The organism is Sulfitobacter sp. SK025 (assembly GCF_003352105.1).
GTDB lineage: Bacteria > Pseudomonadota > Alphaproteobacteria > Rhodobacterales > Rhodobacteraceae > Sulfitobacter > Sulfitobacter pontiacus.
In genome coordinates this window covers 18,409-35,746 of record NZ_CP025813.1, presented here as the reverse complement: position 1 = coordinate 35,746, position 17,338 = coordinate 18,409, and the positions used below count along the sequence as shown (strand labels likewise).

15 protein-coding genes and 2 pseudogenes are annotated in these 17,338 nt (G+C 63.0%); 4 read left to right on the top strand and 13 right to left on the bottom strand.

The features are described 5' to 3' along the window. Positions 1 to 110 precede the first annotated feature (110 nt). The 5 genes and pseudogenes from tnpC (C1J04_RS18905) to tnpB (C1J04_RS18890) all read right to left on the bottom strand — a co-directional run. Positions 111 to 1,184 (bottom strand): annotated as a pseudogene (tnpC, locus tag C1J04_RS18905) (IS66 family transposase); the annotation flags it as partial. Between the two features lie 55 nt (positions 1,185 to 1,239). Next, entirely contained in the window at positions 1,240 to 1,593 is a 354-nt protein-coding gene (tnpB, locus tag C1J04_RS18900; RefSeq protein WP_009826846.1) for an IS66 family insertion sequence element accessory protein TnpB, read from the bottom strand. Then, positions 1,590 to 1,949, bottom strand: coding sequence for a transposase (locus C1J04_RS19650; protein WP_009826847.1), 360 nt, complete (start codon positions 1,947 to 1,949; stop codon positions 1,590 to 1,592). Before C1J04_RS19650 ends, tnpB (C1J04_RS18900) begins: the two co-directional genes overlap by 4 nt. A 120-nt stretch (positions 1,950 to 2,069) precedes the next feature. Then, positions 2,070 to 3,527, bottom strand: a pseudogene (gene tnpC, locus C1J04_RS18895) (IS66 family transposase); the annotation flags it as partial. Between the two features lie 54 nt (positions 3,528 to 3,581). Beyond that, positions 3,582 to 3,848, bottom strand: coding sequence for an IS66 family insertion sequence element accessory protein TnpB (tnpB, locus tag C1J04_RS18890; protein WP_254693902.1), 267 nt, complete (start codon positions 3,846 to 3,848; stop codon positions 3,582 to 3,584). A gap of 205 nt (positions 3,849 to 4,053) precedes the next feature. Here tnpB (C1J04_RS18890) and C1J04_RS18885 point away from each other — a divergent pair, with 205 nt between their 5' ends. Genes C1J04_RS18885 through C1J04_RS18875 form a run of 3 tightly spaced genes read left to right on the top strand, consistent with a single transcriptional unit; the run spans position 4,054 to position 7,177 of the window. Beyond that, positions 4,054 to 5,283, top strand: coding sequence for a tyrosine-type recombinase/integrase (locus C1J04_RS18885; RefSeq protein WP_037954950.1), 1,230 nt, complete (start codon positions 4,054 to 4,056; stop codon positions 5,281 to 5,283). After that, the gene (locus C1J04_RS18880) at positions 5,277 to 6,191 is read left to right on the top strand and encodes a tyrosine-type recombinase/integrase (RefSeq protein ID WP_009827273.1); all 915 of its coding nucleotides are present in this window, start codon (positions 5,277 to 5,279) and stop codon (positions 6,189 to 6,191) included. Before C1J04_RS18885 ends, C1J04_RS18880 begins: the two co-directional genes overlap by 7 nt. Continuing rightward, on the top strand, positions 6,188 to 7,177 hold the full coding sequence (locus C1J04_RS18875; RefSeq protein ID WP_009827275.1) for a tyrosine-type recombinase/integrase: 990 nt from the start codon (positions 6,188 to 6,190) through the stop codon (positions 7,175 to 7,177). The genes C1J04_RS18880 and C1J04_RS18875 overlap by 4 nt, the downstream gene beginning before the upstream one ends. Positions 7,178 to 7,323: 146 nt before the next feature. Here C1J04_RS18875 and tnpA read toward each other — a convergent pair whose 3' ends face one another. The 6 genes from tnpA to C1J04_RS18845 all read right to left on the bottom strand — a co-directional run bounded on the left by tnpA (position 7,324) and on the right by C1J04_RS18845 (position 15,199). Further along, the gene (gene tnpA, locus C1J04_RS18870) at positions 7,324 to 7,752 is read right to left on the bottom strand and encodes an IS66-like element accessory protein TnpA (protein WP_009827276.1); all 429 of its coding nucleotides are present in this window, start codon (positions 7,750 to 7,752) and stop codon (positions 7,324 to 7,326) included. A 104-nt stretch (positions 7,753 to 7,856) separates the two neighbouring features. Then, positions 7,857 to 8,087: a DUF6429 family protein gene (locus C1J04_RS18865; protein ID WP_037954952.1), complete on the bottom strand. Its 231-nt coding sequence runs from the start codon at positions 8,085 to 8,087 to the stop codon at positions 7,857 to 7,859. Between the two features lie 46 nt (positions 8,088 to 8,133). Next, positions 8,134 to 8,391: a WGR domain-containing protein gene (locus tag C1J04_RS18860; protein ID WP_009827278.1), complete on the bottom strand. Its 258-nt coding sequence runs from the start codon at positions 8,389 to 8,391 to the stop codon at positions 8,134 to 8,136. Between the two features lie 85 nt (positions 8,392 to 8,476). After that, positions 8,477 to 9,409 (bottom strand): DUF2493 domain-containing protein, encoded by a 933-nt coding sequence (locus C1J04_RS18855; RefSeq protein WP_009827279.1) that lies wholly within the window; start codon positions 9,407 to 9,409, stop codon positions 8,477 to 8,479. A 372-nt stretch (positions 9,410 to 9,781) separates the two neighbouring features. Then, positions 9,782 to 10,813 (bottom strand): DUF7146 domain-containing protein, encoded by a 1,032-nt coding sequence (locus tag C1J04_RS18850; protein ID WP_009827196.1) that lies wholly within the window; start codon positions 10,811 to 10,813, stop codon positions 9,782 to 9,784. Between the two features lie 3 nt (positions 10,814 to 10,816). Further along, on the bottom strand, positions 10,817 to 15,199 hold the full coding sequence (locus tag C1J04_RS18845; protein ID WP_009827197.1) for a bifunctional class I SAM-dependent methyltransferase/DEAD/DEAH box helicase: 4,383 nt from the start codon (positions 15,197 to 15,199) through the stop codon (positions 10,817 to 10,819). A 175-nt stretch (positions 15,200 to 15,374) separates the two neighbouring features. Here C1J04_RS18845 and C1J04_RS18840 point away from each other — a divergent pair, with 175 nt between their 5' ends. Further along, a complete protein-coding gene (locus tag C1J04_RS18840) occupies positions 15,375 to 15,671 on the top strand; it encodes a hypothetical protein (protein WP_009827198.1) in 297 nt (98 codons plus the stop codon). 525 nt (positions 15,672 to 16,196) lie between these two features. Here the strand turns inward: C1J04_RS18840 and C1J04_RS18835 are convergent. Together C1J04_RS18835 and C1J04_RS18830 are read right to left on the bottom strand one after the other, a co-directional pair. Continuing rightward, complete coding sequence (locus C1J04_RS18835) at positions 16,197 to 16,898, bottom strand: RES family NAD+ phosphorylase (RefSeq protein WP_009827199.1); 702 nt, start codon at positions 16,896 to 16,898, stop codon at positions 16,197 to 16,199. Next, on the bottom strand, positions 16,895 to 17,296 hold the full coding sequence (locus tag C1J04_RS18830) for an MbcA/ParS/Xre antitoxin family protein (protein ID WP_009827200.1): 402 nt from the start codon (positions 17,294 to 17,296) through the stop codon (positions 16,895 to 16,897). The genes C1J04_RS18835 and C1J04_RS18830 overlap by 4 nt, the downstream gene beginning before the upstream one ends. Between the last annotated feature and the right edge of the window lie 42 nt (positions 17,297 to 17,338).

Below are 17,338 nucleotides of genomic sequence, written 5' to 3'. Positions count from 1 at the left end.
CGCCTTGGACCGGGCTTGCTATATGAGGGCCGCACGCTCCAAGGCGCTCGCCCCAAACTGGCCGACTTTTGCTCCGCCACAATGGCCGAATTTTACTCCGCCGTTGACAGCAGGTCTTTTTCAATGCGATAGAGTGCTTGGATTTGAGCCAAGCCTTCCTGTCCAATCGGGGCCGCGCCGGATTGGGTAACGTCATGCAGCTTGCGACGGGCATGCGCCCAGCAGTATGCCAGTGTCACGTCTTGTGCTGGACGTTTGAGCAGACGGTTATAGCCTGCATATCCATCGACCTGCAGGGTGCCGCTGAAGCCTTTCAAGATAGTGACTGCATGCTGACCGGAGCGCCCCGGCGCATAGGTAAAGGCAACACCGGGTGGATCATCGCCGTCCCAAGGCCGGTCATCGCGGGCCAGGGCCCAGAAGTACCCGGTCTTTGTGCGTTTCCGCCCCGGTGCGAGAACCGGCGCGGGTGTTTCATCCATGAAGAGCTTGGTTGAGCGCTTGATATCCGCCATCAGCGCCTCATAGACCGGGGTCAATTCGAACGCCGATTTTCCGACCCATGCGGCCAGGGTCGAGCGATCCAGATCGATCCCCTGACGCCTGTAGATTTGCGCCTGCCGATAGAGCGGCAGGTGATCGGCGTATTTGGACACCAAAACATGGGCCAGCGTGGCCTCGGTTGGCATGCCGCCAGCAATGATGTGGGCGGGTGCCGGGGCTTGGGTGATCCCGCCCTCGCAGGACCGGCAAGCATACTTGGGCCGCCGGGTGACGATCACGCGGAACTGGGCGGGAATGATATCCAGCCGTTCGCTGACATCCTCGCCAATGACATGACGTTCTGCCCCGCAGGCGCAGGAGAGGTCATGTTCGATAACCACTTCAACCCGTTCCAGATGCTTGGGCAGTGACCCACGATTGGTCTGGCGTGGCTTTGTTGGCCGTGCGGGCGCGGTGCGCGCGTCGGCGTCAATCTCGGCTTCCACCTGCGCGATGGCCGTCTCGATATCCTCAAGTTCCAGCTCATACTGGGCTGGATCAATCTTCTCGGATTTGCTCCCGAAGAGGGCTTTCTTGAAGGAAGCGACCAGCGCCTCAAGTCGCGCATTCTGATCTTGTTGCGCGCGGATGATCGCCTTCAATTCGGCAATGTCATTGGGCAATTCGTCAGGCACACTCATGCCCGAGACCGTAACAAAACAAGGGCGGAATGACCCGCCCAAACGACCCTATGAGTCACTCCGCCGCAGCGGGGGCCGCTGTCTCCAAAGGTCGCACGCGCCGCCAATCCAAACCCGCAAACAGCGCCTCAAACTGGGCCGGTTCCAGCCGCATCACACCGTTCTTGATCGCAGGCCAGGTGAAGCTGCTATCTTCGAGCCGTTTGTACGCCATTACCAATCCGCTCCCGTCCCAATAGATCAGCTTCAGCCGATCCGCACGCTTGGCGCGGAAGACATAGACAGCCCCATCAAACGGCTTCTGGCGCAACTGGCTTTGCACCAAGGCGGCCAAACCATCATGGCCCTTGCGGAAGTCGACCGGATCGCTGGCCACAAAGATCCGCACCTTATGGGATGGCGTGATCATGGGGCCAGAGCCTTGGCGATCGCAGCAATCCGCGCGGCTGGCGTCGCAGCATCAAGACGAATGGTGACATCGCATTTGATCACATCAATCGTGCTGGCGGAAGCGGCAGGCAGAGGTTCGGCTAAAGGTGCAGGTGCCTCGATCTCAATAGGCACAAAATCCATGCCGTCCAAATTGGGCAGAACCAACTTACCCTGCCGCGCCATCCGACGCCAGTCAGACACCGTGCTGGGGATCAGCTCGTATCTCTGCGCCACAGCCTTGACCGTCTCGCCCTCAATCAGCGTCTCCGCAACAATCCGTGCCTTCAACTCAGGCGGCCAATTCCGCTTGCCGTCAGAACGGCGAGGCACCATTGCAAGAAACTCGCTTGTAGCTCCCATCGAGAAACTCCCTTGAAACAAAAGAGCCTCTGAATCGCAGATCAGGCGATATGCCGTAAGTGTGGGGTCGGCGCACCGCTTACGATAGGCGAAGGGCTCGATGCCGTTGATTTTGCAGGTTTCGATCAGCGAGGCGATGCGGCCCCAGGCGACGCCGCCTTCATCGTGACCGGCGAAGAGCGCGTTCTTGCGATTGAGGGCGATGGGGCGGATCAGGTTTTCGACCCTGTTGTTGTCGATCTCGACGCGGCCGTCGGTCAGGAAGGTTTGCAACCCATCCCAGTGGTTATGGATGTAGGTCAGCTTTTCGCCCAGCCGGGATTTCGCGGATATCTTGCGGCGCTGCGCCTGAAGCCAGTCGCCGAAGGCGGCCACCAGCGGCGCGGTGCGGGCCTGACGGGCGGAGAGGCGCTGGCCGGGCGAGATGCCGCGGATGTCGGCCTCTACGGCATAGAACTCGGCGATGCGGCGCAGGCCTTCGGCGGCGATCTCGGAACCGTCGCGGTCGAAGATTTCCTTGAGTTTGCGCCGGGCATGCGCCCAGCAATGCGCCACCCGAACGGGCGCGCCGCCCTTGCGCGAGGGTTTGGTCAGGCGGTTGTAGCCGGTGTAACCGTCGATTTGCAGGATGCCATCAAAGCCGGTGAGGAAGGTCTCGGCATTCCCGCCCGCGCGGCCGGGGGCATAGAAGTAGACGATGCCGGGCGGGTCCTCGCCACCCCATGGGCGATCATCGCGGGCCAGCGCCCAAAGGTATCCGGTCTTTGTCACACCGCGCCCCGGGTCCAGCACCGGGGCTGTTGTCTCGTCCATGAACAGCTTGGATGACCGCTTCAAATGTTCAGCCATCCGGTCCACGATGGGTTTCAGGTGGAACGCAGCCTTGCCGACCCAGTCGGCCAAGACTGCGCGGTGCAGATCAACGCCCGCACGGGCGAGGATCTGGCTCTGGCGATACAACGGCAGATGATCGGCATATTTGCTGACCAGCACATGGGCCAGCGTCGCCTCGGTCGGCAGACCGCCCATGATCAGATGGCTGGGCGCAGGGGCTTGGGTCACTCCGTCGGTGCAGGCGCGGCAGGCATACTTTGGGCGCACGGTCACGATCACGCGCAACTGGGCGGGAATGATGTCCAGCCGTTCGCTGCGGTCTTCGCCGATCTTGTGCATGACACCGCAGCCGCAGGGGCAGATCAGGCTGTCGGGTTCGATGACCTCTTCTATGCGTGGAAGCCCCGCGGGCAGATTGCCGATGGTGCGCTTTAGGGCAGGCTTGGATGTCCCATCGCCCGCCTTGGCGGCCCGCGTTTCCTTCTCCGCCTCGACCTCTGCCAAGGCGATGGACAGGTCCTCGAAGGCCAGCTGCCGCTCATCTTCATACAGCTTTTCTGACCGCTTGCCATGCAGGGCATGGTTCAATTCAGCGATCAGATGCTCTTGCCGCCGAGTGATTTCCGTCAGCGCCGCCACCGTTTCCATCAACGCCAGAACCGCCGCACGTTGCGCGGCAGGAATGGTGGAAAGGTCGATGGCGGGTGCGGTTTGCATAGGATGGAGCTACCATAAAACCCCCGCAAAAACACGCAAAACCAAGCGGTTGATTCACTCTGCCGCAGCCGGCGGGCGGGTTTCCAGCGCCTTCACTTTGCGCCAGTCGAGACCCGCAAACAGCGCCTCGAACTGGGCATGATTCAGCGCCATCACCCCGTCCGTGATGGCAGGCCAAGTGAACGTTGCATCCTCTAGCCGCTTGTAGGCCATCACCAGACCGGTGCCATCCCAGAAGAGCAGCTTCAGCCTGTCCGCCTTACGCGAGCGGAACACAAACACCGTGCCGGTAAACGGATCCTTGCGCAAAACAGACGACACCAGCGCCGCCAAGCCATCATGACCCTTACGGTTATGCAGAGCACTGCATAACCGCAATTATGTGGCGACGGTTATTATGCGGAGTCGAGTATGCCGTTTCGTTGCTGATGCCATTTTTACTGTCGGTTAGACAGACCATGCACGCATATGCACTCCGCATAACTATGCTTTCTCGCGATGGTTTCACATCGTGAGGAGATAGAAGATGGATACCCAAAATCGTAATCGCTGGTTCCTGAATCCGGGACCAGTCTTGTCTTGGATCGATCAGTTCGCTGCCGAGCTTGCTGCTCAGAGATATTCGCCGCTGACCATCGATGGCTACAGGGCTTCGGCTCGCCATTTCGTGGTTTGGCTCGAAGGCGTTTGCATCTCGATCGACGAAGTTGATGACGGCGTTCTTCGTCGCTTCGCCTCCCACCAGTGCCGATGTCCCGGTGGGCGGCGATGGCAGCATGTTTCGCAAAAATACGCGCGCCGCGCCGGAAGGTTCGTTGTTTTCCTGCGACATGCGGGCGTCGCACCACCCGCGCTGAAGGCCGCGTCAGAGTATCCCCTGCTGGACGAGTATCAGCGCTGGTTGCGTGTGCATCGGGGATTGTCGGAACGGACGATCGCCCGCCATCACCGCATCCTCCACAAGCTGTTGCCGGAACTTGGCACTGCAACTCTCGATTATGACGCCACCCGGATTCGCAGTGTTGTCCGCAAGTGGCGGGAACAAACCGGGCCGGCCGACCTGAGGACCATGACAAGCGCCTTGCGCAGCTTTCTTCGTTTCCTCGCCGGCGCAGGCCTGTGCCGGCCTGATCTTGATCACGCCATTCCGCCGATCTTGCAATGGCGCCTTTCGTCGTTGCCGCGATATCTTGCAGCAGCCGATGTCGAACGCGTCATTGCATCCTGCGATCTACTCGCCAGGGGGCGCCTGCGTGACCGGGCGATCTTGCTTCTGCTGGCGCGCCTGGGGTTGCGGGCCGGGGATGTGGCTGGCCTCAAACTAAGCGATATCGACTGGACGTCGGGTGTCCTGCACTTGAATGGCAAAGCCCGTCGCCAGGTTCGGCTGCCGTCGCCGCAAGAGGTCGGCGATGCGCTTCTGGCGTATATCGAACAGGAACGACCGCGCCTGCCTCAGGAAGCGGTCTTTCTGATGATGGTTGCCCCCTATCGGTCATTTGCGCAGTCCAGCCATGTCTCGACGATTGTAGCGCTGGCGTTGAAGCGTGCAGGCATTTCCGACCCGCCATCGGCCGGAGCTTCCTTGCTGCGCCATTCTGCGGCGACTTCGATGCTGCGATCGGGGGCCACACTCGAGGCTGTCGGCACGGTGCTGCGTCACCGTTCCCTCGATATGACTGCGCATTACGCCAAGGTCGATATCGCGATGCTGGCGCAGATCGCCCAACCCTGGCCGGGAGAACCGGCATGCTGAGTCAGCTCCTCGCCGATCATGTAGTGCTGCACCGGGCGTTGGGGTTCAAATTCCGGACACAGGGCAGTCTTCTGCGCAACTTCGTCGCCTTTGCCGAAAGCCGCGACGAGCAGGTCGTAACGACAGCCACCGTGCGCGAGTGGGCACTACAGGCACCTTCGCGGGAACAAAGACGCAACCGGCTTTTGACAGTACGCCGCTTCGCACTCTCGCTCCGTGCCGAGGACCCGCGTCATGAAGTTCCCGCCGTCGATCTATTCGGCAGCGCCAGTTATAAGCGGCGCACGCCTTACATCTACAGCCCCGTTGAGATCCAACGGCTGATCGACGCTGCGCGGCAACTTGGCCCCGACGGCTCGATCCGACCGCTCACCTACGCCACGATGTTCGGGCTAATCGCGGCCACCGGCATGCGCGTTTCGGAAGCGCTGGCCATGCGGTTGCCGGACGTGACCTCTGACGGGCTTATCATTGCCCAGACCAAGTTCAAGAAGAGCCGACAGCTGCCGCTGCATCCAACGACGCGACGCGCACTTGACGGGTATCTCGCGACGCGCCTGAAGGCGGCCAGTCCGAGCGATGCATTATTCATCTCGCATCAGGGCACGCCGCCCGCCTATCCGACCGTGATAACGGTCTTCCTGCAGGTCATACGATCGATCGGCTTGCGCGGCGCGGCAGGAACACCGGGGCCCAGGATTCACGATCTTCGCCACACGTTTGCCGTTCGCTCTCTCGAGTCCTGTGCGCACGATTCCAAGTTGGTGGCTCGGCATATCACGGCCCTCAGTACCTATTTGGGGCACGCCCATGTCACCGATACATACTGGTATCTCGAGGTGACGCCCGAACTGATGGCGCACATGGCGGCTGCCAGCGAGGCATTCCACAGCGGGGTGTCGAGATGACCGACCTTGCCAAACATCTCGCTGCCTTTCTGCGTGAGCACCTTCCCCATGAGCGCCGCGCAAGCGTTCATACTTGCGACGCCTACGCCTACAGCTTCCAATTACTGGTCACATTCGCCGCCGGTCGATTGCGCAAGCGACCGTGCTTGTTGCAAATCGAGGATATTGACGTGCCGACCATCCTCGCCTTTCTCGAACACATCGAACAGGTGCGCGACAACAAGGCCCGTTCGCGCAACGCGAGGCTCGCCGCAGTGAAGTCCTTCTTCCGCTATCTCGAGCACCGTGTGCCTGCCGTGCTGGACCAAGCGCTTCGGGTACATGCCATACCGATGAAGAAGATCGATCAGGGACTTGTGGCGTCACTTTCGCGGGCCGAAGTGCAAGCGCTGCTCGATGCGCCGGATCGACGAACAGCATCGGGCATCCGTGATCGAGCCATGCTGCATCTGGCTTTTTCCGGAGGGCTGCGCGTTTCCGAACTCGTCGGCGTCGGACTCGACCAATTCGACGGGCGATCGCCAGCCAGCATCCACATCATCGGCAAAGGACGAAGAGAACGCGTGCTGCCGCTCTGGCAGGAGACCGCTGCCGCAATGCGCGCCTGGATCGCGATCCGACCCGAAGTTGGCGACACAGCGCTCTTCCTGAACAATGCCGACAGGATGATGACGCGATCCGGTTTCGAATATATTCTCAAAAAGCACGCCGCTGCAGCGGCGGGCATCGCACCCACTCTAGCGACCAAGTCAATAACGCCCCATGTCCTGCGGCACAGCTGCGCAATGCACATGCTTCAGGCGACCCGCGACATTCGCAAGGTCGCACTGTGGCTCGGTCACGCCACGCTTCAGAGCACCGAGATCTACTTGCGCGCGGATCCAACCGAAAAACTCGAGATGCTCGACGCGCTGGCCCCGCTCGGCATCAAACCAGGCAAATTCCGGCCACCCGACAAACTGCTCGCGATACTTGCCGCGCGATAGATAGTTATGCGGAGTTGAGGGAGCCGGACCTCCCCGGCAAAGCTCAGATCAGCGCCTTCGACTCCGCATAATAACCGTCGCCACATAATTTCTGAAGTCGATCGGTTGCGTCGAGACCAGAAACCGCACCCGGTTCGAGGGGAGCATCATGACGACGGCCCAATCGCCCGCACAATCTCCGCAATCCTTGTGGCCGTCGTAGCAGCGTCCAGCCGGATTGTCACTGGGCCCACGGCAATCTCGATGGGTCCCAACGGCTGCGCTTCAGACTGGCCCGACCGCTCAGGCTGCGCTGGCACAGACACCGCATGTCCATCCGACAGCACGAGAGGCGCAAAGCAAAAGCCGTCGTCCGCCAACGCAGGCAAAACCAACTTCCCGTCCCGCGCCCGACCACGCCATTCCGACAAGTGGTTCGCCCGAAGCCCATACCGCGCCGCAACCGCGTTCACCGTCACGCCAGGCTTCAGGCTTTCTGCAACGATCTGCGCCTTGACCTCGTCCGGCCATCGCTTCTGGCCATTGGCCCGTATCTCCACCCCGTAGTCCCTGAGAAACTCCACTGTAGTCGCCATCGCGAAACTCCTGCCCCGATCTCCGTCAGGCGCGGAGTCGCAGGTCAGGCAAAAACTGGGAAGGTGCGGTCCAGGAAACGCTTACGACGATCACAAACCCGTTTTCACTCGGCCTTGCTGAACTCCCGCGCGAGAATTGCCCGCGCATGTGCGATCCCCTCTGGCGTCAAGCTCAGTGATTTCGTCTTGTTTTTCGGATCATAGATCAAGCCTTTCTCAAAAAGCCGGTCTGTGATGTTCCAATCGATCCCCTTCCAGACCCGATCACCGTCATGCAGCGTCAGGCTGAGGATCGCGAGGGCTGCGTCGTCGATCTTGTCCGTGTCGAGTGTCATCTCCCTCTCCTTACGTTGGTTTCGCGCCGTTTCGCACGCGCGCACTTCATGCATACCCCCGCCGCTTCTTCGCCGCGGCAAGCTTCATCAGCGCAGTGACGGCGCGCCCTTCATCCGGATGCTGCTCGATCATCATCTGCCCGCGCGCGCCGATGCGGCCCCATTCACGTACGAGGCTCGCCCCGCCGAAGAGATCGGGCTGAATGCTCAGCCGATAGAAGCGACGCATGTTCCGCGCCGGATCAATCCGGCGCATCTGCACGTCGGTCGGGAAGACATCGAGCTGGATCGGGCTGTGGTACATGTAGTGATCGACTGAGGTTTTCTACACAATATCAGGTGGAAGCCTCCGCTTCCACCTCGATTTCCCCGCGAGGGGAAAAGGGGGCTCATGCCCCCTTCTCGAACTTCATGACCGGAATGCCGAGCTTCTTGGCTTTGTCGGCGAGGTTTTCCTGGATGCCGGTGCCCGGGAAGACGAGGACACCGACGGGCAGCACATCCAGCATGGCGTCGTTGCGCTTGAAAGGCGCGGCCTTGGCGTGCTTGCTCCAGTCGGGCTTGAAGGCCACCTGCGTCACGCCGCGGGCCTCGGCCCATTTGGCGGCGATGAGTTCCGCGCCTTTGGGGCTTCCACCGTGGAGAAGGACCATGTCGGGATACTTGGTCCGGACCTGGTCGAGCTTTCCCCAGATCAGCCGGTGATCGTTGAAGTCGGTCCCGCCGGTGAGGGCAACCTTGGGGCCTGCGGGCAACATCACCTCGGTTTCTGCGCGGCGCTTGGCGGCGAGGAAGTCGCGGCTGTCAATGAGGGCGGCGGTCATGTGCTGACGGTTCACCATCGAGCCGGTGCGGGGGCGCCAGGTCGATCCCGTATGATGGACAAACTCGGTCGCGGCGTGATCGCGCATCATGTCCATGCAGTTCCGACGTTCGATCAGCGTCAGGCCTTCGGCCGTCAGGCGCTCGAGTTCGGTGGATTTCACCTCGGAGCCGTCCTGCTCGCGCTGGAGGCGGCGCTGCGCCTGTTCGTTTTCATCGAGCGACCGCTCGATCCGGGCCGTCGCGCGGTGGAAGAGGTTGACCTGGCCCCAGAGCACCTCTTCGAGGTCGGGTTCCATGCGGGTGTCTTCAAGGCTCGCGACGAGGGCATCGAAGATGTCGGCGACGGCGACCGCAAGGCGCTGCCCATCGGGCATCGGGCGCGGATCGGGCTCATCAAAAGGACGGAAGCCATAAAGCTGCAACTCGTCGAGCGCATGGGCGGTCTGGGATGCGGTGTGGGCGGGTTCATACGCGTCGTCGTGGGTGTGGATCGTCATCGGTTTCTTGCCTCCGGGCCTGTCTCATCCGCGCGACAACCCGCGCGGCCTTCATGGGCTGCGAAAGCTGTCACTGGGGACGCCCCTTCACCCCGCCTTTCGGGGCCGGAACGCATGTGGAGGAGGGCGGCAGGCAAGCTATTTGTTTCGCGATGCAAAGCGGGGGCTCGCCCCCCGCGGCGGAAATAGCTTGCCTGCCGCCCTTGATGGGGCGTCCCCTTTGACGGCCGCCTGCCCATCTCTTGAAGGCCGCGCGGGTGTCGGGTGGATGAGATTTACCCGGGAAGAGGCAAAGGTGATGATCCACACCCGCGACAGGACTGCAGGACCCCTACCCCCCTCTGCCCCTGACCGCCCCCTGCGCGATGCTGCTCAGCCTGACAGGCGCTGCCGATCCTCAAGCCCGATCTGCCCTGCCAGATGCTGGCGCAGCGCCTCTTTGCCGTTCTCCCGGAAATCATCGTTGAAATCCCCGAGCCCTGGCTCCAGCACCCGTACGGCTATCCCGGCATCAAGGGCTCTGGCGCTCAACCTCTCTGCCGCGCGTTGCCCGGCCGGATCGCGGTCGATCGCGATGTAAAGGCGCTGCAGCCCCTCCGGCAACTGGACCGCCCCGAGGTGACCCGACGAGAGAGCCGCCCAGACGGGAAGGCCGGAGGCCGCCTCGGACAGGGACAGCATGGTCTCGATGCCTTCGCCGACCACGAGGATGTCTTCATGCGGGGTCAGCCTGACGGCATTGCCGAGGAGGTGACCCATGGCACGCCGCTGCGTCTCGACATCCGCTTTCCCCTGACCGTCAAGAGCCAGCCAGGTTCGATGCACGCCCTGCAAGGCCCCTGCCCCATCGGTGACCGCGGCGATCAGCGCCGGTCTGAGGATGCTGCTGGTCTGGCCCTCGTCCCGATGCCAGCACTTCGGATGGAAGCGCAGCGCACTCGTCATGCCGCCTTGGGTGATGCCCCGGGCGCGAAGGTAAGTGTCGGCAAGCGTGCCTGCGACTGGCACCGAGGCTGCAAACAATCGCGCCGCCGCCGCTGGTGTGCCACCGGGGGCCTTGGGCTTCTTCGGCACTGGCGTATTCGGGGGGACCGGCTGCGGACGGCCAAGATGCGCTCGGGCCTCGGCCAGAAGATCGGGAAAGCGCGAGATCCCGGTTCGCTCGCGGATGATGTCGAGGAGATCGCCATGCAGTCCGACAGCCGCGTCCTGCCATTTGCCACGGGCTCCCGGTCCTGATGTGGGTCCAGTCAGCCGCACGAAGAGCGACCGGCCGGGGTTGTTCTGCAAATCGCCGACGATCCAGTAGGACCCTTCCCGCCGTCCGGCGGGAAGGTAGGCGCGACACACGCTCTCTGCGTTCTCCGCCAGAGCGCGGATCACATCTTCAGTCTCGGAATACATGGCTCAGCACCCTCCACGCGCATGTAGTCCTGTCACGGGACAACGTGCAAGCAGACGATCAAGCACTGCGATGCCGCTGGAGTCTGCTGGACAGAAGAGCCGCAGCTTCCAGGCGATGATCTCCGAGAAGAACCCATCTGCCTTCAGCCGGTCCTTGGCGGCACCCAAAAAGCCCGACAGCTCGATCCGGTTGACGCCCATGACGCGCGAGCGGTGCAGCTCCATCCCTTCGGCCAAGCGCACGACCGTCTTGCCCTCCAGAACAAGAGCATGGACTTGCGCCGCCGTGAGCTTCGGCGCATCGGCGGTAAGTGTGGTCGCGACCCACGACGGCGAAACGCGGCGACCGATGATGCGCTGACCGTCATCGGTCTGCAGCCGGTAGACGCGGGTTTCATCCTCGGGGAGCTGCTTCCAGATAGGCAGCAGCAGCCCCGCCACGATGTGCAGCGTGGTTTCCGAGAATTCCGGCACCTCGGCCAGTTCCGCGGTCCACGCGGCGGTGAATGCCGCGCGATCGGCTTCCAGCCAGTGGGTGTCCTCCATCATCCTGGCCGGCACCGTGCTGGCCTCCAGCGGGCGGATCAACCGCAGGCGGGGCTCGATGGTGCCATCATCCAGCATCAGGCTGGTCGCGGTCACCTGCACGGCAGACCGGCCCGAGCGGCTGTTGAACAGCAGGCGTGCCTTGGGATCGTCGAGCCAGTCGAGCGCATCGGCCAGTGACAGCGGCGTGTTGCGCTGCTTTTGCGCGATGCTCAGCAGCTGGGTTTCCGCGCCGGAGCCGGGATGGGTATAGATCACCCGGGCATCCGTGACGCGGAAGCTTTCGGCGCGCAGGGTCTCGAGCCCGAGGTCGTAGACGCCGGCAGCGATAGCGCCCTCGATTCGCTGGTCGAGGAGTTCCTCGAAGACCAAGAACAGCACGGCCTGCATGTCGATCGTCAGCGCCAGCAGGCGATTGAGGAAGGTCGTGATCGGGGGCAGATCATCCTTCAGCCCACTGTCATCGGTCAGGCTGAGACCTGTGGCATCCTCGAAAGCGCCAAGTGAGCACCCCGCGACATCGCCGCGATAGATGCGGCAGTAAAGCTGGCGCAAGGCATCGCGGGCATAAGGCGACTCGAGGTTGTCCTCGGGGCGGAACAGCCCCTGCCCGCCGGTCTGGCGCTGGCCCCGGGTGATGGCCCCCAGCGTGTCAAGTCGGCGCGCGATGGTGGAGAGGAACCGCTTCTCTGCCTTCACATCCGTGGCCACCGGCCGGAAGAGCGGCGGCTGCGCCTGATTGGTGCGGTTGGTACGCCCAAGACCCTGGATGGCCGCATCCGCCTTCCAGCCGGGTTCCAGCAGATAGTGGACCCGCAGGCGCTGGTTCTTGGCGCCGAGATCGGCGTGATAGCTGCGCCCCGTGCCGCCCGCATCCGAGAAGATCAGGATGCGCTTCTGATCATCCATGAAGGCGGCGGTTTCCGCGAGGTTGGCAGATCCCGCCCGGCTTTCGACGACGAGGTGCGCGGCAGGACCATCGCCTTTTCTCACGATGCGGCGCGAGCGGCCCGTGACCTCGGCCACAAGGTCGGTGCCGAAACGCTGGACGATCTGGTCGAGCGCCCCGGGCACCGGCGGCAGGCTGGCCAGATGCTCGATCAGCGCGTCGCGCCTCCGGGCGGCCGCGCGGCATTCGACCGGCTGGCCATCGCGCGTGACCGGGCGCGAGGAGAGGTTGCCTTCGCTATCGGTGAATGGCTCATAGAGCTGCACCGGGAAGGAATGGGCGAGGTAGTCCAGGCAAGCCTCTCTTGGCGTGATGTCCACCCGCACATCGTTCCACTCGTCCGTGGGGATCTCCGACAGGCGGCGCTCCATCAGCGCCTCGCCCGTCGAGACAATCTGGATGACGGCCGCGTGGCCTGCGGCGAGATCGGCGTCGATGGCGGCGATCAGCGTGGGAGTTTTCATCGAGGTCAGCAGATGGCCGAAGAAGCGCTGCTTGGCAGACTCGAACGCCGAGCGCGCGGCGGATTTGGCCTGCCGGTTCAGCGTGCCGCCGGATTCGCCAGTAATGTTGGCCGCTTCCAGCGCCGCGGACAGGTTCCGATGTATGACTCCGAAGGCGAGCGCATATGCATCGTAGATGCCACGTTGCTCCGGCGTCAGCGCGTGCTCGAGCAGCTCGTATTCGACGCCGTCGTAGGAAAGCGACCGGGCGGTGTAGAGGCCAAGGGATCGCAGATCGCGCGCCAGCACTTCCATGGCCGCCACGCCGCCCGCCTCAATGGCCTCGACGAATTCCGCGCGCGTCGCGAACGGAAAGTCCTCCCCGCCCCAAAGACCGAGGCGCTGCGCATAGGCGAGGTTGTGCACCGAGGTCGCCCCGGTGGCCGAGACATAGACCACACGGGCATTCGGCAGCTTATGCTGGAGACGCAGGCCCGCCCTGCCCTGCTGCGAGGCCGTGACATCGCCGCGCTCGCCTTTCGATCCGGCGGCATTGGCCATGGCATGGCTTTCGTCAAAGAGGATCACCCCGTCGAATTCCACCCCCAGCCAGTCGACGATCTGATCGACGCGGGATTTCTTGGCGCCGCGCTCTTCCGAGCGGAGCGTGGCATAGGTGGTGAAGAGGATGCCTTCGGAAAGCGGGATGTCGCGACCCTGCGCGAACCGCGACAGGGGCGTCACCAGAAGCCGCTCCTGGCCGAGGGCAGACCAGTCGCGCTGAGCGTCCTCGAGAAGCTTGTCGCTCTTCGAAATCCAGAGCGCCTTGCGCCGCCCCTGAGCCCAGTTGTCGAGCACAATCCCGGCCGACTGGCGGCCCTTGCCCGCCCCGGTGCCGTCGCCAAGGAAGAAGCCCCGGCGGAAACGGACGGCGTCAGGGGCATCGTCCGGCGCGGCCGAGACCATGTCGCCGGTTTCATCGACAGTCCAAGACCCCGCGAGATACGCGCCATGCGCCTCGCCCGCGTAGATCACGGTCTCAAGCTGCGCGTCGGACAGAAGGCCATCGCGCAGGATGACGGCTGGAAGCTTGGGCCGGTAGCTGGGTTTCGGAGGAGCGACCGAAGCCATGGCCGCCGATTGCACCAGCTTGGTCGGGTGCGGTTCCGCTCCGGGAATGTCGATCGCCTGCAGGCGGAAGGTCTCATAAATGGCATCTGACAGGCGCGCGCTGGCCCCGTCCTCGGTTGCATCGCGCAGGGTATAGGCGAGGTCTGCGGCCTCGATCTGCGGAGCGGTGTTGGTGGCGGGTGTTGCTGGCGTGGCGCGCGATGTGCTGATGGCTGCCCGCGTGGTGCGGGCAAGATTTCCCGGAAAGTGGGAAGAGGGGCCCTGCCGGGCTGGTGCGACCTGCGCCAGCGCGAGGCGCGGGGGGACATGGGTAGTGATCAGCGACAGCAGGCTGGCGACATCAGGCGAAATCGGGCGCGCCAGATCGGCTGTGATGCCGCCCGCCTCGCCACCGAGGCATTTGTCGAAGACCGAAATCCGCGTCTCGAAGCTGGTGCCGTGCTTGGCGAAGGCCGCACCCGACACAGCACCCGTAAAGACCAGATGCGCGGTCTGGGTCAGGCGACCGAAGGTCTCAGCACAGGCGGGCGCATCGGGCGCGAAACTGGCACCGGTGATGGCGACCAACCGTCCGCCGGGGACCAGACGCGCAAGCGCCGAGCGCAGATGCCGGGCTGTCGCCTCGGTGGTGCGAGCGTCGACATTGGCCACCGCCGAGAAGGGCGGGTTCATCAGGATGACGCTCGGGCGCAGGTCCGCGTCGAGATGATCGTCGATCTGGGCTGCGTCGAAGCCCGTGACCGGAAGCCCCGGAAACAGGCGGCGCAGAAGATCGGCGCGGGTGTCGGCCAACTCGTTCAGCGCGAGGCTGCCGCCCGCGATTTCTGCGAGGACCGCCAGAAGGCCCGTCCCAGCCGATGGCTCCAGCACCAGATCGCACACGGTGATCTGTGCTGCAGCCAGTGCCGCCAGCCCCATGGGCAGCGGTGTCGAGAATTGCTGGAACCGCTCCATCTCTTCAGACCGCCGCGTATGGGTCGGCAAAAGGCCGGACACCTTGGCAAGAATCGGCAGCAGAGCCGCGGGCGAGCCCGCCCGGGCCAGGAGCGCACGGCCGAACTTCCGCAGGAACAGGACCAGCGCTGCCTCGCCCGCTTCATAGGCCAGCTTCCAGTCCCAGGCGCCGGTCGCGTCAGAGCCGCCAAAGACGCGCTCCATCTCAACGCGCAGGCGAAGCGCGTCGATCGGCGCACCCTGCGCCAGATCGGGCTGCAGCGCTTCGGCCACGCTCAAGATCGCAGCAGCCGTATCGAGGGACGGGATGGGGGCAACAGGCGCAAGCGCGCGCTCGGTCGCAAAATGGGCGAGATGGGTCATCGGGAAACTCCGGAATGAGGAACAGGATCAGGCCCAGACACCCTCTTTCGGGCACCCTCAGGCCTGACCTTCCCCGGCCATCCTCTTCCTCTCAAACCCCATGATTTCCGCAGGTGGCTTGATTTTGTTCCTGTTATGTTCTATTTTGAAACCAAGCTAAGAAGGGAGATCCCCGATGGAAAGCACCACTTACGTCCTGCCCGCGACGCCAAAGCAGATCGCCTATGCGCGCGCTCTGGCCCTGCGCAACCAGACGCTTCTGCCGTGGGAGGTTCAGCAAGATCGGCGGTCGCTGAGCGCCTGGATCGACGCACAAGCCAAGCTCACACCTGCGACAGCGCTGGACAGCCTGCCCTCGTCCAAACAGGTCGCCTTCGCAGAGCGTCTCGCCCGGATCAAACGCCGCGCCGTGCCGGATGAGTGTTTCCGCGACAAGGGGCTGATGTCGAAGTGGATCGACGGGAACAAGTGAGCACGGCACCGGCTAGCTCCGGCCTTCCGGAGCTTCTGCCATACCGTGGCTTGGCAAACCGAGCGTAGTTGCCAACCTATAGATTGGCAGATTTGCCCTTTGGGACATCAGCCTCGGTCAAGCTCCTGTCCGAAGGACCAAGGTCTGGTCGCGGCGGCAGACCGGGACGTACACCGCTGAGACCTTCGGCAACCGCTGCGAGTCGTTGCCGTCTTTCGACCCAGCGTCTTCAGATCTCCCTTCACGTGGGGCTAGTCCATCAATTCTTTGGAAATGGTGATATTGGAGCGTCCATAACGCTGGAAAAGCAACCTCATCGAAGAAAACTATAGTGGTCTCTTGGGGGCAGAGACGTCGCCTTCCTCAGCGCGTCTATAGGAAGCCCAGAAGACCGGCGGACTCAGTCCAAAGCCTCAAAGAACAACTGATGGTCACACGGCTTCAAATGCGTGACGTCCGGCCTGTTGCCGTTTGCCGGTTTCATGTCTTCGCCCCCCCCAAAAAAAGCGCATGCGCCATTACTCGTCAGCCGACGGCAGTAAGCGAGTAGTGCGGTGTCCCATCCCAAACAAGATCCCAAGACGCGCCCGGCCGGACGTTCTGGATGGCGTGGGGCTCGAAGCAGACGAGGCAATTCCCGCCCGGCGCGGGAGCCCGAACTGAGGGGTAGATCAGGCCCCGCGATCCAGCCCGGCGAAGATGTTGGGCCAGGCTTTGGCCCTCGGGATATCCGACAGCCGGATCGGGATGCAGCGCTGGGTGTTCCGGCTCATAGGTCAGATCATCGAAGATCCCGATGAAATCCGCCAACAATTCCACATAGCGAGCGCTGTCATGGAAGCTGCCGGTAAAGCCGAGTTCACGGGTGCGGTGCCAGGCCACTTCGCTGACAGAAACCATCACCTCCCACGCGCAGTACCAGGCGCCACGATCTTCGGTGTTGAAGCGGTTCCCGCCGGCGCGGGTATAGGTGAAGGCGGCGTTGACATGACTGTCGCCGTAAATGCGCAGATCGCGGCTGCGCCGCTGCCAGGCAAGCTCGCGCGGGTCCAGATGGGGATTGCGGCCACGTTCGGCCAGAAGGCGGCCGCTGGTCAGGCCCTCGATCTCTGCGAGGATCTCCATCTCGTCATCGGTATCGACGAGACCGCGCAGGGATGGCGGCTTGTGGTAGGTAGCGGGCAGAAGACGAACGAGACCGCGATCGGAAATCTCGGTCTGCTTCATGCCCCACCACGCAGCGCATCCAGATAGGTCCGAACCGCGAGAATTTGCGGCAAGCCGCCGTCGATCGCCGTGTCAACCGGACGGCTGCTCCCAAAGAGCGGCCCCGTGTTCGGCCGGGTGAACCAGCTTCGCGCGAGCGGCTCGGAGAAATAGAGTTCGAGCGATTTGTAGATGCCGATCACCGCACTGAGCCGCAGCAGTTGATCCTTGGTCAGTTCCCCCGCGAAATCCGGCTTCTTGGCACGCTTCCACGTGCTCACCGTCATATCGGCAAGGCCAGCCGCTTCGTTCAGGTTAAGGCCCCAAGCATCGACCACGCGCGCATAGGCCTTCAACGCGACGGCGTTGATCTGTGCGGGTTCTCGGATTTTCTCTGCGACGTACATGGCGTCCTCCATTGGGCTGAATATAGATCATATGGCCTCATTGTAAAGATCAAA

What these genes read in the sequence shown, in the direction of transcription:
- tnpB (WP_009826846.1), bottom strand. Translation starts at nt 1,593, where the DNA reads ATGATCACGCCATCCCATAAGGTGCGGATCTTTGTGGCCAGCGATCCG.
- C1J04_RS19650 (WP_009826847.1), bottom strand. Translation starts at nt 1,949, where the DNA reads ATGGTGCCTCGCCGTTCTGACGGCAAGCGGAATTGGCCGCCTGAGTTG.
- C1J04_RS18885 (WP_037954950.1), top strand. Translation starts at nt 4,054, where the DNA reads ATGGATACCCAAAATCGTAATCGCTGGTTCCTGAATCCGGGACCAGTC.
- C1J04_RS18880 (WP_009827273.1), top strand. Translation starts at nt 5,277, where the DNA reads ATGCTGAGTCAGCTCCTCGCCGATCATGTAGTGCTGCACCGGGCGTTG.
- C1J04_RS18875 (WP_009827275.1), top strand. Translation starts at nt 6,188, where the DNA reads ATGACCGACCTTGCCAAACATCTCGCTGCCTTTCTGCGTGAGCACCTT.
- tnpA (WP_009827276.1), bottom strand. Translation starts at nt 7,752, where the DNA reads ATGGCGACTACAGTGGAGTTTCTCAGGGACTACGGGGTGGAGATACGG.
- C1J04_RS18865 (WP_037954952.1), bottom strand. Translation starts at nt 8,087, where the DNA reads ATGACACTCGACACGGACAAGATCGACGACGCAGCCCTCGCGATCCTC.
- C1J04_RS18860 (WP_009827278.1), bottom strand. Translation starts at nt 8,391, where the DNA reads ATGTACCACAGCCCGATCCAGCTCGATGTCTTCCCGACCGACGTGCAG.
- C1J04_RS18855 (WP_009827279.1), bottom strand. Translation starts at nt 9,409, where the DNA reads ATGACGATCCACACCCACGACGACGCGTATGAACCCGCCCACACCGCA.
- C1J04_RS18850 (WP_009827196.1), bottom strand. Translation starts at nt 10,813, where the DNA reads ATGTATTCCGAGACTGAAGATGTGATCCGCGCTCTGGCGGAGAACGCA.
- C1J04_RS18845 (WP_009827197.1), bottom strand. Translation starts at nt 15,199, where the DNA reads ATGACCCATCTCGCCCATTTTGCGACCGAGCGCGCGCTTGCGCCTGTT.
- C1J04_RS18840 (WP_009827198.1), top strand. Translation starts at nt 15,375, where the DNA reads ATGGAAAGCACCACTTACGTCCTGCCCGCGACGCCAAAGCAGATCGCC.
- C1J04_RS18835 (WP_009827199.1), bottom strand. Translation starts at nt 16,898, where the DNA reads ATGAAGCAGACCGAGATTTCCGATCGCGGTCTCGTTCGTCTTCTGCCC.
- C1J04_RS18830 (WP_009827200.1), bottom strand. Translation starts at nt 17,296, where the DNA reads ATGGAGGACGCCATGTACGTCGCAGAGAAAATCCGAGAACCCGCACAG.